The sequence below is a fragment of the Streptomyces sp. NPDC015661 genome (assembly GCF_043077765.1).
Classification (GTDB): domain Bacteria; phylum Actinomycetota; class Actinomycetes; order Streptomycetales; family Streptomycetaceae; genus Streptomyces.
The window spans coordinates 279,862-292,918 of the sequence record NZ_JBIBST010000009.1 but is presented as its reverse complement, the minus strand read 5'-3'; the positions used below and the strand labels follow the sequence as shown (position 1 = coordinate 292,918).

Genomic DNA, 13,057 nt, shown 5'->3' with positions numbered 1-13,057 from the left:
GGAACCCGGAGACCGGCTAGTTCGCCGGACCGGCCAGCACGTCCACCGGCTTCGCCAGCGGCGTGCCCGAGCCGTCGCGGCGCGGGTCGAGCTCGGGCAGCTCGACCGGGGTGCCGTTCTTCTGGGCCGCGCGCGCCGGGGAGGCCCCTGCCCAGGCCAGGATCAGCAGGTCCTCGCCCTTCAGGAAGCGGTGGCAGCGGACACCGCCGGTCGCCCGGCCCTTGCGCGGGTACTGGTCGAACGGGGTGAGCTTCGCCGAGGTGCCGGCCGAGTCGTCCAGGGTGCCGGAGGAACCGGCCACCGTGAACACCACCGCGTCGGCCGCCGGGTCCACCGCGGTGAACGACAGGACCTCGGCCCCCTCCGCCAGCTTGATGCCCGCCATACCGCCCGCCGGCCGGCCCTGGGGCCGCACCTGCGAGGCCTGGTAGCGCAGCAGCTGGGCGTCGGAGGTGATGAAGACCAGGTCCTCCTCGCCCGTCCGCAGCTCCGTCGCGCCGACGATCCGGTCACCGTCCTTGAGGGTGATGACCTCCAGCTCGTCCTTGTTCGCCGGGTAGTCCGGCACCACGCGCTTCACCACGCCCTGGAGCGTGCCGAGGGCGAGGCCCGGCGAGGACTCCTCCAGCGTGGTCAGGCAGACCACCGTCTCGTCCGCCTCCAGGGAGAGGAACTCGGACAGCGGCGCGCCGCCCGCCAGGTTCGGCGCGCTCGCGGTGTCGGGGAGCTGCGGCAGGTCGATCACCGCGATCCGGAGCAGCCGGCCGGTCGAGGTCACCGCGCCGACGTCACCTCGCTGGGTGGCCGCGACCACCGAGACGATCACGTCGTGCTTGGCGCGCTTGCCGTCCGTCACGTGCGGAAGGGCCTCCGTCACCGTGCGGGCCAGCAGGCCCGTCGACGAGAGCAGCACCCGGCACGGGTCGTCCGCGACCTCGAGGGACACCGCCGCGACGGGCGCGCCGGCCGACTCGAGGAGGACCGTCCGCCGGTCCGTGGCGAACTTCTTGGCGACCGCGGCCAGCTCCGCCGAGACCAGCTTGCGCAGCTCGGCGTCGGACTCGAGGATCCCGGTCAGCTCGTCGATCTCGCCGTTGAGGCGGTCGCGCTCGCCCTCCAGTTCAAGGCGGTCGAACTTGGTGAGGCGGCGCAGCGGGGTGTCCAGGATGTACTGCGTCTGGATCTCGCTCAGCGAGAAGCGCTCCATCAGGCGCTCCTTGGCCTGGGCGGAGTTCTCGCTCTCCCGGATGAGCCGGATGACCTCGTCGATGTCGAGCAGCGCGACGAGGAGGCCCTCGACCAGGTGGAGCCGGTCGCGCTTCTTGGTGCGGCGGAACTCGGAGCGCCGCCGGACGACCTCGAAGCGGTGGTCGAGGTAGACCTCGAGGAGCTCCTTGAGGCCGAGGGTGAGCGGCTGTCCGTCGACCAGCGCCACGTTGTTGATGCCGAAGGACTCCTCCATCGGCGTCAGCTTGTAGAGCTGCTCCAGGACCGCCTCGGGCACGAAGCCGTTCTTGATCTCGATGACCAGGCGGAGGCCGTGGCTGCGGTCGGTGAGGTCCTTGACGTCCGCGATGCCCTGGAGCTTCTTGGAGCCGACCAGGTCCTTGATCTTGGAGACGACCTTCTCGGGGCCGACGGTGAAGGGCAGCTCGGTGACGACGATGCCCTTGCGGCGGGCCGTCACGGTCTCCACGGTCGCGGTGGCGCGGATCTTGAAGGAGCCGCGGCCCGAGGCGTACGCGTCCTTGATGCCGTTGAGCCCGACGATCCGGCCGCCGGTCGGCAGGTCGGGGCCGGGCACGAAGCGCATCAGCGTCTCGAGGTCGGCGTTCGGGTGGCGGATCAGGTGGCGGGCGGCCGCGACGACCTCGCCGAGGTTGTGCGGGGGCATGTTCGTCGCCATGCCGACGGCGATGCCGGACGCGCCGTTGACCAGCAGGTTCGGGTAGGCGGCGGGCAGCGCCACCGGCTCCTGCTCCTGGCCGTCGTAGTTCGGCGAGAAGTCGACCGTGTCCTCGTCGATGGACTCGGTCATGAGGAGCGCGGCCGGGGCCATCCTCGACTCGGTGTACCTCATGGCGGCCGGCGGGTCGTCGTTGCCCAGGGAACCGAAGTTGCCGTGGCCGTCGACGAGCGGGAGGCGCATGGAGAAGGGCTGTGCCATGCGGACCATCGCGTCGTAGATCGACGCGTCGCCGTGCGGGTGGAGCTTGCCCATCACCTCGCCGACGACACGGGCGCACTTGACGAAGCCGCGGTCGGGGCGGAGCCCCATCTCGCCCATCTGGTAGACGATGCGGCGCTGCACGGGCTTCATGCCGTCGCGGGCGTCGGGGAGGGCGCGCGAGTAGATCACCGAGTACGCGTACTCGAGGAAGGAGCCCTGCATCTCGTCGACAACGTCGATGTCGAGGATTCGCTCCTCGAACGCGTCGTCCGGCGGCGGTGTCTTCGTGCTGCGGCGGGCCATCGCGGCTGCGGCTCCTTCACCAACAAGGTTGATCTGACGCGGACCATTGTGGACCGTGCCACCGACAACGCCGACCGCGACCCGGAAGAGGGACATCACGAAGGCCCGGGAACTTCGCCAGGTGTCGGCGCGCTTGCATACAGTGGCAGGACTTTTTCACATCGCGATCGAAGGGACGTACATGCCCATGGGTCACACGGCCACGGCCGAGGCCGGCTCCGGCGGCCTGACAGCGACCGAGCACCGGTTGGCGAACGGCCTGCGCGTGGTGCTCTCCGAGGACCACCTGACCCCGGTCGCCGCGGTCTGCCTCTGGTACGACGTCGGCTCGCGTCACGAGGTCAAGGGCCGCACGGGCCTCGCCCACCTCTTCGAGCACCTGATGTTCCAGGGCTCCAAGCAGGTGCACGGCAACGGCCACTTCGAGCTGGTCCAGGGCGCCGGCGGCTCGCTCAACGGCACGACGAGCTTCGAGCGCACCAACTACTTCGAGACCATGCCCACGCACCAGCTGGAGCTCGCGCTCTGGCTGGAGGCCGACCGCATGGGCTCGCTGCTCGCCGCCCTGGACGACGAGTCCATGGAGAACCAGCGGGACGTCGTCAAGAACGAGCGCCGCCAGCGCTACGACAACGTGCCGTACGGCACCGCCTTCGAGAAGCTGACCGCCCTCGCCTACCCGGAGGGCCACCCGTACCACCACACGCCGATCGGCTCCATGGCCGACCTGGACGCGGCGACCCTGGAGGACGCGCGGAACTTCTTCCGCACGTACTACGCCCCGAACAACGCCGTGCTGTCCGTCGTCGGTGACATCGACCCGGTGCAGACGCTCGCCTGGGTCGAGAAGTACTTCGGCTCCATCCCCGCCCACGACGGCAAGCCCGAGCCGCGCCCCGGCGACCTGCCCGAGGTCATCGGCGAGCAGCTGCGCGAGGTGATCGAGGAGGAGGTCCCGGCCCGCGCGCTGATGGCCGCCTACCGGCTGCCGCACGACGGCACGCGCGCGTGCGACGCCGCCGACCTGGCCCTGACGGTCCTGGGCGGCGGGGAGTCCTCCCGCCTGCACAACCGTCTGGTCCGCCGCGACCGCACGGCCGTCGCCGCCGGCTTCGGCCTGCTGCGGCTCGCCGGGGCGCCCTCGCTCGGCTGGCTGGACGTCAAGACGTCCGGAGGCGTCGAGGTCCCGCAGATCGAGGCGGCCGTCGACGAGGAGCTCGCCCGGTTCGCCGCCGAGGGCCCCACGCCCGAGGAGATGGAGCGCGCGCAGGCCCAGTTGGAGCGCGAGTGGCTGGACCGGCTCGGCACCGTCGCGGGCCGCGCGGACGAACTGTGCCGGTTCGCCGTGCTGTTCGGCGACCCGCAGCTCGCCCTGACCGCCGTCGACCGCGTCCTGGACATCACCGCCGAGGAGGTGCAGGCGGTCGCCGCGGCCAAGCTGCGCCCCGACAACCGCGCGGTGCTCGTCTACGAGCCCCTGGCGACCGAGCAGAGCGACCACGCCGACGGCGATGACGAAGAGGGAGCGGACCAGTGACCGACGCCGCCGTGTCTTTGACGAGCATGGACTTCCACCCGCAGCCCCGGCCGGGCACCGCGAAGCCGTGGGCCTTCCCGGCCCCCGACCGGGGGAAGCTGGACAACGGTCTGACCGTGCTCACCAGCCACCGCCCCGGCCAGCAGGTCGTCGCGGTGGAGATCTTCCTGCCCGCCCCGCTGGACGCCGAGCCCGCCGGGCTCGACGGTGTGGCGACCATCATGGCCCGCGCGCTCTCCGAGGGCACCGGCGAGCACAGCGCCGAGGAGTTCGCGGCCGAGCTGGAGCGCTGCGGCGCCACGCTCGACGCGCACGCCGACCACCCGGGCGTACGGGTCTCCCTGGAGGTCCCGGTCTCCCGGCTGCCCAAGGCGCTCGGCCTGCTCTCCGAGGCCCTGATCGCCCCGGCGTTCCTCGACACCGAGGTCGAGCGGCTGGTGCGCAACCGCCTCGACGAGATCCCGCACGAGACGGCCAACCCGGCCCGCCGCGCCGCCAAGCAGCTCTCCAAGGAGCTGTTCCCGGCCGAGTCCCGGATGTCCCGGCCGCGCCAGGGCACCGAGGAGACCGTCGCCGCGATCGACGCCGCCGCCGTCCGCGCCTTCTTCGAGGCGCACGTGCGGCCCGGCACGGCCACCGCCGTGGTCGTCGGCGACCTGACGGGCGTCGACCTCGACAAGGTCCTCGCCGAGACGCTGGGCGCCTGGACCGGTGAGCCGGCCGAGCCGCTCCCGATGCCGCCGATCACCGCCGACGACACCGGACGGGTCGTCATCGTGGACCGTCCCGGCGCCGTGCAGACGCAGCTGCTCATCGGCCGGATCGGCGCCGACCGGCACGACCGCGTCTGGCCGGCCCAGGTCCTCGGCACGTACTGCCTCGGCGGCACGCTGACCTCGCGTCTGGACCGGGTCCTGCGCGAGGAGAAGGGCTACACGTACGGCGTGCGCGCCTTCGGTCAGGTGCTCCGCTCGGACGCCGGGGGGAACGGCGCCGCGATGCTCGCCATCAGCGGATCCGTCGACACCCCCAACACCGGCCCGGCACTTGAGGACCTGTGGAAGGTGCTGCGCACCCTCGCCGCCGAGGGCCTCACCGACGCCGAGCGCGAGACGGCCGTGCAGAACCTGGTGGGCGTGGCGCCGCTCAAGTACGAGACGGCTGCCTCCGTCGCCGGGACGCTCGCCGACCAGGTGGAGCAGCACCTCCCGGACGACTTCCAGGCCCAGTTGTACGCGCGCCTGGCCGAGACCGGCACGGTCGAGGCGACGGCCGCCGTGGTCAGCGCCTTCCCGGTGGACCGTCTTGTCACCGTGCTCGTCGGTGACGCGGCGCAGATCGCGGAGCCGGTGCGCGCCCTCGGCATCGGTGAAGTGACCGTCGTGACGGGCTGATTCAGGCCCGAGGCGACAACAGGAGGACCCCGACGACCTAGTTCGTCGGGGTCCTCCGCTTTGTCCGTATTGCAATCAAGGATGATCATTTGCCCTGTGGCATGTCTTACAAAAGGCGTGTCTGGTTGGTGATTGAAAGACGATCCGCATAGCGTCGGTCCGGCTGTCCGTCAGTTGCACGTGCCGCATCCGCGGCATCGGACAGTCATCGCCGAGTCCCCGTCAGGCGCGAGCCTGGGGAGCCGGGGACCCACATGTAGTCCCTGGGGTGAATCGGGCGCCTTCGTCTCGACGGAGGGGCTCGTAGGAGACCTTCCTGCTCCGAACCCGTCAGCTAACCCGGTAGGCGAGAAGGAAGGAAAGGATCAGCCTCTACATGGCGTTCACCCGTGCCACCGGGAAGCATCGTGGTCCGAGCCGGATGGCGCGCCGCAGCGTGGGCATCGCCGGCGTCGCGACCCTCGCCACCACCGGCGTCATCGGAACCCTCGCCTCCCCGGCGCTCGCCGCCGACACGGACAACCGCTCCGTCGAGGACACCGGCCTCACCCAGGTGATCACCGAGGACTCCCTCGTCGACCCGATCAACGCCCAGGCCGCCGCCCAGGAGCAGGAGGCCGACGAGGCCATCGCCAAGGCGAAGGCCAAGGCCGAGGCGAAGCGCAAGGCCGAGGCCCGCGCCAAGGAGATCCGCCTGGAGCGCGAGCGCGCCGCCCGCGAGGCCGAGCGCCGCCGCCTGGCCTCCTTCCAGCTCCCCGTCGCCGGCTCGTACGTCTCCACCGGCTACAAGACCGGCGGCTCGCTCTGGTCCTCCGGCAGCCACTCCGGCATCGACTTCCACGCCGCCTACGGCACCCGGGTGGTCTCCGTCGGCTCCGGCACCGTCGTCGAGGCCGGCTGGGGCGGGGCGTACGGCAACAACATCGTGATCCGGATGAACGACGGCACGTACACCCAGTACGGCCACCTCTCCTCCATCGGGGTCTATGTCGGCCAGACCGTCGAGCCGGGCCAGCAGATAGGCGTCTCGGGCTCGAGCGGCAACTCCACCGGCCCCCACCTCCACTTCGAGGCGCGCACGAGCCCCGAGTACGGCTCGGACATCAACCCCCTCACGTACCTCCGCGCCCGCGGCGTCCAGGTCTGACCCGACCCCGCCGCGCACCGCGTCGCAAAAGCCCCGGCTCGTACTGAGCCGGGGCTTTTCGCTGGCCAAAAGATATCCATGGATTCCGCTGGGGCATCGGAAATTCCGGCGCGCTGCAATAGAGTCGCAGATCGGGCGCAGAACAGGCGCCGAAGGAATTGACTCGCGCGGACCAAGGCGGAGGTCGGACATGCGCATTCCCGCGCACTCGGTATGCACGGCGATCCGGGACGACATCGTCTCCGGCGTGTTCGAGCGGGGCAGCCGGCTGACCGAGGAGCAGCTCGCCCGGCGGTACGGGGTCTCCCGCGTCCCGGTCCGTGAGGCGCTGCGCACCCTGGAATCGGAGGGCTTCGTCGTCACCCGGCGCCACGCGGGCGCCCATGTCGCCGAGCCGACCGAGCAGGAGGCGGCCGATCTGCTGGACATGCGGGCGCTGCTGGAACCGCTGGGGGCCGCGCGGGCCGCGCAGCGGCGCACCGAGGCGCACCTCAAGGTGCTGCGCGGCCTGGTCAGGCTGGGGCAGGAGCGGGCCAGGCGCGGGCAGGGCGAGGATCTGCGCTCGCTGGGCGGCTGGTTCCACGAGACCCTCGCCCAGGCCTCCGGAAGCCCGGCCCTGACGGCGCTGCTCACCCAGCTGCGGCACAAGATCGCCTGGACGCACGTGGTGGACCAGCCGGCCCAGCCGGTGGAGGCCTGGGCCGAGCACGGCGCGATCGTGGACGCCGTGGCGCGGGGCGACGCCGAGCGGGCGAGGTCGCTGACCGCGCTGCACGCGGAGCGTTCGCTGTCGCTGCACCGGCTCAAAATCCCGGGGCGCGGCCGTGTGAGGGTTTCGCAACATGCCGTCAACACGGCGAGTGCCCGGAATTAACACGCACACCGTATACAAAGAATAGGCATTCGGCCGGGGTGTTTGTGCTGCCCCGAAATGGGTCCGGAAATGGGTCGTGAAGTGGGTCTGGAAGTAGGCCCGGAAGTAGGCCCGGAAGTGGGCCCGGTCATGCGAATGGCCGTGGCCGCCGGAATTTTCGGCGGCCACGGCCATTCACCGTAGGGGGACCGGGGTCAGACGGTCTCGGGGAGCTCGTCCAGGCCCTCGGCGACGAGCTTCGCCAGGCGGTCGAGGGCGGCCTCGGCGCCGTCGGCCTCCGACGCGAGGACGATCTCCTCGCCGCCCTGCGCGCCCAGGCCGAGCACCGCGAGCATGGAGGCGGCGTTCACGGGGGTGCCGTCGGACTTGGCGATCGTCACCGGCACGCCGGAGGCCGTGGCGGCACGGACGAAGATGGACGCGGGGCGGGCGTGCAGGCCCTCGGCCCAGCCGACGTTGACGCGGCGCTCAGCCATGGTGTTGCCCTTCAAGTCTCAAGCGGGTTGTCTAGACCAGTCTCTCACGGGTTGCGCGGTGCTCACGCCGACCTTCGGCCCGGGAAGGACCACACTTGGGCCCGGACCGGACCGTCCGTCGGCCCTCCCCAGCTTGCAACACCTTGCGTCCCGCGCAGCTGCCCCGCGACCGGTGCCGCTGTCGTGTCGCGGTCGTAGGCTGACCCCATGCAGAGCGCGTCGGAGCAGTCGGAAGCGGCGGAACCACCGGCACCACCGGCGCGGCCGGCCCCACCGGAGCACGCCTACCCCGACCACTGGGAGGCGGACGTGGTGCTCCGCGACGGCGGCACCGCGCGCATCAGGCCCATCACCGCCGACGACGCCGACCGGCTCGTCAGCTTCTACGAGCAGGTCTCGGACGAGTCGAAGTACTACCGCTTCTTCGCGCCCTACCCGCGGCTGTCCGCCAAGGACGTCCACCGCTTCACCCACCACGACTTCGTGGACCGGGTCGGGCTCGCCGCGACCGTCGGCGGCGAGTTCATCGCCACCGTGCGCTACGACCGCATCAACGCCCAGGGACTGCCCGCGTCGGCCCCCGCCGACGAGGCCGAGGTCGCCTTCCTCGTCCAGGACGCGCACCAGGGCAGGGGCGTCGCCTCCGCCCTCCTCGAACACATCGCGGCGGTCGCGCGCGAGCGGGACATCCGGCGCTTCGCCGCCGAGGTGCTCCCCGCGAACACCAAGATGATCAAGGTCTTCACCGACGCGGGCTACACCCAGAAGCGCAGCTTCGAGGACGGCTCCGTCCGGCTCCACCTGGACCTCGAACCGACCGACCGCTCCCTCGCCGTCCAGCGCGCGCGGGAACAGCGCGCCGAGGCGCGCTCCGTGCAGCGCCTCCTCACCCCCGGGTCCGTCGCCGTCGTCGGCGCCGGACGCGCCCCGGGCGGGGTCGGCCGGACCGTCCTGCGCAACCTGCTCGGCGCCGGCTTCACGGGACGGGTGTACGCGGTGAACGCCGCGCTCACCGGGGAGACGGAGCTCGACGGCGTCCCCGCCCACCCCTCCGTCGGCGCCATCGGCGAACCCGTGGACCTGGCGGTCGTCGCCGTCCCCGCCGAACGGGTGCCCGAGGCCGTCGCGGACTGCGGCGAACACGGGGTGCGCGGCCTCGTCGTGCTCTCCGCCGGATACGCCGAGAGCGGTGCCGCCGGCCGCGAGCGCCAGCGTGAGCTCGTACGGCAGGCCCGCTCGTACGGCATGCGGATCATCGGCCCCAATGCCTTCGGGATCATCAACACCGCCGACGACGTCCGGCTCAACGCCTCGCTCGCGCCGCAGATGCCGGCCGCCGGGCGGATCGGGCTCTTCACCCAGTCCGGCGCCATCGGGATCGCCCTCCTCGCCGGACTGCACCGGCGGGGCGCCGGGCTCTCCTCCTTCATCTCGGCCGGCAACCGCGCCGACGTCTCCGGCAACGACTTCCTCCAGCACTGGTACGACGACCCCGGCACCGACGTCGTCCTGCTCTACCTGGAGTCGATCGGCAACCCGCGGAAGTTCACCCGGCTCGCCCGCCGCACCGCCGCGGTCAAGCCGGTCGTGGTCGTCAAGGGCGCCCGGCACAGCGGCAGCGCCCCGCCCGGCCACCGGGTCCCGGTCACCCGCATCCCGCACGCCACGGTCTCCGCGCTGCTCCGGCAGGCCGGGGTGATCCGCGTCGACACCGTCACCGAGCTCGTCGACGCCGGACTGCTCCTCGCCGCCCAGCCGCTGCCCGCCGGACCCCGGGTCGCGATCCTCGGCAACTCCGAGTCGCTGGGCCTCCTCACGTACGACGCCTGCCTGACCGAGGGGCTGCGCCCGCTGCGGCCGCTCGACCTGACGACGGCGGCGGTCCCGGCGGACTTCCGGGACGCCCTGGCGGCGGCGCTCGCGGACGAGACGTCCGACGCGGTCGTCGTCACGGCGATCCCCTGGGTCGGGGAGGACGGGGCCACCGAGTTCGGCGACGGCGAGGTGCTCGCGGCCGCCCTCCGGGAGGCCGTCGCCTCCGCCCCCGCACCGACGAAGCCGGTCGTCGTCGTCCACGTGGAGATGGGCGGCCTCGCGGAGGCCCTCGCGGTGGCGACGAGCACCCGGCCGGCGGCACCGGGGCGCGGAGCCGTCACCTCGCAGGGGACTCGCGCGGACGGTCCCCGCCCCGCAGCCGCCTCCGCCACCGGCCCCGTGCAAGAAACCGGCGCTGTACAGGAGCCCGCCCCCGTACGAGGAACCAGCCCCGTACAAGGAACCAGCCCCGTACGAGGAACCAGCCCCGTACGAGGAACCAGCCCCGTACAAGGAACCAGCCCCGTACGAGGAACCAGCCCCGTACAAGGAACCAGCCCCGTACAAGAGCCCGGTCCCGTACAAGAGACCCTCGTACAAGAACCCACTACTCCCGCGCCGCAGGCCACCATCCCCGCCTACCCCGCCGCCGAGCGGGCCGTGCGTGCCCTGGCCGAGGCCGTGCGGTACGGGCAGTGGCGGCGGCAGGCCGCCGAGCCCGGGCGGGTTCCCGAGTACGAGGACATCGACGAGGCCGGCGCCGCCGCGCTCATCGAGGGGGTCCTCGGCGCCGACGGCGTCGACGCCCGCGGTGTGACCCTCGACACCGAGGAGGCCGGGGCGCTGCTCGCCCGGTACGGCATCACCGTCCTGCCGACCCTCCCCGCGCCCACGCCCGACGCCGCCGTCGCGGCCGCCGGCCGGCTCGGCTACCCCGTGGCGCTCAAGACGACCGCGCCCCACCTCCGCCACCGCCCGGACCTCGGGGGAGTCCGGCTCGACCTCGCCACCGAGGAGCAGCTCCGCACGGCGTACGCCGAGGTGACCGAGGTCCTCGGCAAGCCGGAGGAGCTCCAGCCGGTCGTCCAGGCGATGGTGCCCCGGGGCGTCGACACCGTCGTCCGCTCCGCGATCGACCCGGCCGTCGGCGCCGTCCTCTCCTTCGGCCTCTCGGGTGCGGCCTCCGAACTCCTCGGCGACACGGCCCACCGGCTGGTTCCGGCCACCGACCGGGACGCCGCCGAACTCATCCGTTCCCTGCGCACCGCCCCGCTGCTCTTCGGCTGGCGCGGCTCGGCGCCGGTCGACACCCCGGCCCTGGAGGAGCTGCTGCTCCGGGTCTCCCGGCTCGTCGACGACCACCCCGAGGTGGTGGCGGTCTCCCTGGAGCCGGTGGTCGTGGCGCCCCGCGGGCTCTCCGTCCTCGGTGCGACCGTCCGGCTGGCCCCGCCCCCGCCCCGTACCGACCTCGGGCCGCGGAGCCTGCCACGTTACTGACGGGGCCGGAGGGGGCCCCTCGGCCCCTTAGGATGGAGTCCATGGCAAAGAGCGGTACGACGACCCAGGGGCTGCGCGCGGCGATCGAGCGCAGCGGCTATTACCCGGCCCTCGTGGCCGAGGCGGTGGAGGCCGCCGTCGGCGGCGAGGCTATTTCGTCGTACGTGGTCCACCAGGAGACCACCTTCGACGCGAACGAGGTCCGGCGCCACGTCACCGTCCTCGTCCTGACGCCGCACCGCTTCATCGTCAGCCACACCGACGAGCAGGCCGCGGACACGAGCTCCCCGACCCCGTACGCCACGACCTCCACCGAGTCCGTGAAGCTCGACCGGATCTCGTCGGTCGTCGTCAGCCGCGTGGTCGCCAACCCCGAGTCGTACACGCCGGGCACGCTGCCCCGCGAGGTGGTCCTCACCATCGGCTGGGGCGCCGTCTCCCGCATCGACCTGGAGCCCGCCGCCTGCGGCGACCCCAACTGCGACGCCGACCACGGCTACACCGGCAACGCCACCGCCGACGACCTCAGCCTGCGGGTGAGCGACGCCGGAGACGGCCCGGACACCGTCCGGCAGACCCTCGCGTTCGCCCAGGCCCTGTCCGAAGCCATCGCGGCGACCGCCGCGCCCACCCGCTGATGGTGCAGCCCACCGCCGTGACCCACGGCTGGCCCGACGACCCGGTCCCGCTCGCCCCGGAGAGCGCGCCGGTGCCCGAGTACGCCTCCGGTTCGCTCGGCGACCTGCTGCCGACGCTCGTGGCGGGCCAGGGTGTGCCCGGCTTCGACGCGCGGATCGCGGAGCTCGCCCCGGCCGACCGGAACTGCGTCTTCCTGATCGACGGGCTCGGCTGGGAGCAGATCAAGGCCCACCCGGACGAGGCCCCGTACCTGAGCTCGCTCCTCGGCTCCTCGCGCGGCGGCACGGGCCTTCCGGTCACCGCCGGCTTCCCCGCCACCACCGCGACCTCGCTCGCCTCCGTCGGCACCGGCCGTCACCCCGGGACGCACGGACTGGCCGGCTACACCGTGCGCAACCCCGAGACCGGTGAGCTGATGAACCAGCTGCGCTGGAAGCCGTGGACCGCGCCGCACGTCTGGCAGCCGTATCCGACCGTCTTCCAGCTGGCGCACGAGGCCGGGATCCACACCGCCCAGGTGTCCTCCCCGATCTTCGCGCAGACCCCGCTCACCAAGGTCGCGCTGAGCGGCGGAACGTTTCACGGGCGGCTCTCCGGCGAGGAGCGCATGGACTTCGCCGCCGAGCAGCTCGGCGCCGGCGACCGCTCGCTGGTCTACACGTACTACAGCGAGCTCGACGGCGCGGGTCACCGCTTCGGCATCGACTCCGACGCCTGGCGCGGCCAGCTGATGTTCGTCGACCGGCTCGTGCAGCGGCTCGCCGAGCAACTGCCGCCCCGTTCGGCCCTGTACGTCACGGCCGACCACGGCATGGTCGACATCCCCTTCGACGAGCAGCACCGCATCGACTTCGACGAGGACTGGGAGCTGCGCGCGGGCGTCGCCCTCCTCGGCGGCGAGGGCCGGGCCCGCCACATCTACGCCGTGCCCGGCGCCGAGGCGGACGTCCTCACCTGCTGGCGGGAGGTCGTCGGCGAGCAGTTCTGGGTGGCGAGCCGCGACGAGGCCATCTCCCTCGGCTGGTTCGGCGACGCGGTCGACGAGCGGGTGTACGGCCGGATCGGCGACGTCGTCGCCGCGGCCCACGACGACGTGGCGATCACCGCCTCCGTCAACGAGCCCAACGAGTCCGCGATGGCCGGCATGCACGGCTCCATGACCCCGGCGGAGCAGCTGGTCCCGCTGCTCGAAATCCGTTCCTGAA

At 72.4% G+C, this 13,057-nt stretch carries 9 protein-coding genes and 1 riboswitch; of the genes, 7 read left to right on the top strand and 2 right to left on the bottom strand.

Annotated features, from left to right (window positions below; translation table 11 throughout):
• Positions 1 to 16: 16 nt before the first annotated feature.
• Positions 17 to 2,473, bottom strand: a complete 2,457-nt coding sequence (locus ACF07V_RS25535; protein WP_392157454.1) for a DNA topoisomerase (ATP-hydrolyzing) subunit A — start codon at positions 2,471 to 2,473, stop codon at positions 17 to 19.
• 181 nt (positions 2,474 to 2,654) lie between these two features.
• On the opposite strand from ACF07V_RS25535, the gene ACF07V_RS25530 reads away from it, so the two are divergent.
• The 4 genes from ACF07V_RS25530 (at position 2,655) to ACF07V_RS25515 (ending at position 7,425) form a co-directional block, all read left to right on the top strand.
• Positions 2,655 to 4,010 (top strand): M16 family metallopeptidase, encoded by a 1,356-nt coding sequence (locus tag ACF07V_RS25530; protein WP_392157453.1) that lies wholly within the window; start codon positions 2,655 to 2,657, stop codon positions 4,008 to 4,010.
• Positions 4,007 to 5,404, top strand: coding sequence for a M16 family metallopeptidase (locus ACF07V_RS25525; RefSeq protein WP_392157451.1), 1,398 nt, complete (start codon positions 4,007 to 4,009; stop codon positions 5,402 to 5,404). Before ACF07V_RS25530 ends, ACF07V_RS25525 begins: the two co-directional genes overlap by 4 nt.
• Positions 5,405 to 5,603: 199 nt before the next feature.
• Positions 5,604 to 5,768: riboswitch (cyclic di-AMP (ydaO/yuaA leader) on the top strand.
• 12 nt (positions 5,769 to 5,780) lie between these two features.
• Positions 5,781 to 6,551, top strand: coding sequence for a M23 family metallopeptidase (locus tag ACF07V_RS25520; RefSeq protein ID WP_392157449.1), 771 nt, complete (start codon positions 5,781 to 5,783; stop codon positions 6,549 to 6,551).
• A 190-nt stretch (positions 6,552 to 6,741) separates the two neighbouring features.
• Positions 6,742 to 7,425, top strand: coding sequence for a GntR family transcriptional regulator (locus tag ACF07V_RS25515; protein ID WP_392157448.1), 684 nt, complete (start codon positions 6,742 to 6,744; stop codon positions 7,423 to 7,425).
• Positions 7,426 to 7,619: 194 nt separating this feature from the next.
• On the opposite strand, the gene ACF07V_RS25510 is transcribed toward ACF07V_RS25515, so the two are convergent.
• On the bottom strand, positions 7,620 to 7,901 hold the full coding sequence (locus ACF07V_RS25510) for an HPr family phosphocarrier protein (RefSeq protein ID WP_015036698.1): 282 nt from the start codon (positions 7,899 to 7,901) through the stop codon (positions 7,620 to 7,622).
• 207 nt (positions 7,902 to 8,108) lie between these two features.
• On the opposite strand from ACF07V_RS25510, the gene ACF07V_RS25505 reads away from it, so the two are divergent.
• The 3 genes from ACF07V_RS25505 to ACF07V_RS25495 are packed head-to-tail and all read left to right on the top strand — an operon-like array spanning position 8,109 to position 13,056.
• The gene (locus tag ACF07V_RS25505) at positions 8,109 to 11,213 is read left to right on the top strand and encodes a GNAT family N-acetyltransferase (protein WP_392157446.1); all 3,105 of its coding nucleotides are present in this window, start codon (positions 8,109 to 8,111) and stop codon (positions 11,211 to 11,213) included.
• Between the two features lie 41 nt (positions 11,214 to 11,254).
• Complete coding sequence (locus ACF07V_RS25500) at positions 11,255 to 11,851, top strand: DUF5998 family protein (protein ID WP_351186924.1); 597 nt, start codon at positions 11,255 to 11,257, stop codon at positions 11,849 to 11,851.
• A complete protein-coding gene (locus ACF07V_RS25495) occupies positions 11,851 to 13,056 on the top strand; it encodes an alkaline phosphatase family protein (RefSeq protein WP_392157444.1) in 1,206 nt (401 codons plus the stop codon). The genes ACF07V_RS25500 and ACF07V_RS25495 overlap by 1 nt, the downstream gene beginning before the upstream one ends.
• Position 13,057 lies beyond the last annotated feature (1 nt).

Excerpts from the sequence above, each read along its gene's own strand:
- ACF07V_RS25495 (WP_392157444.1), top strand. The coding sequence starts at position 11,851 with ATGGTGCAGCCCACCGCCGTGACCCACGGCTGGCCCGACGACCCGGTC.
- ACF07V_RS25505 (WP_392157446.1), top strand. The coding sequence starts at position 8,109 with ATGCAGAGCGCGTCGGAGCAGTCGGAAGCGGCGGAACCACCGGCACCA.
- ACF07V_RS25530 (WP_392157453.1), top strand. The coding sequence starts at position 2,655 with ATGCCCATGGGTCACACGGCCACGGCCGAGGCCGGCTCCGGCGGCCTG.
- ACF07V_RS25520 (WP_392157449.1), top strand. The coding sequence starts at position 5,781 with ATGGCGTTCACCCGTGCCACCGGGAAGCATCGTGGTCCGAGCCGGATG.
- ACF07V_RS25510 (WP_015036698.1), bottom strand. The coding sequence starts at position 7,901 with ATGGCTGAGCGCCGCGTCAACGTCGGCTGGGCCGAGGGCCTGCACGCC.
- ACF07V_RS25500 (WP_351186924.1), top strand. The coding sequence starts at position 11,255 with ATGGCAAAGAGCGGTACGACGACCCAGGGGCTGCGCGCGGCGATCGAG.
- ACF07V_RS25535 (WP_392157454.1), bottom strand. The coding sequence starts at position 2,473 with ATGGCCCGCCGCAGCACGAAGACACCGCCGCCGGACGACGCGTTCGAG.
- ACF07V_RS25515 (WP_392157448.1), top strand. The coding sequence starts at position 6,742 with ATGCGCATTCCCGCGCACTCGGTATGCACGGCGATCCGGGACGACATC.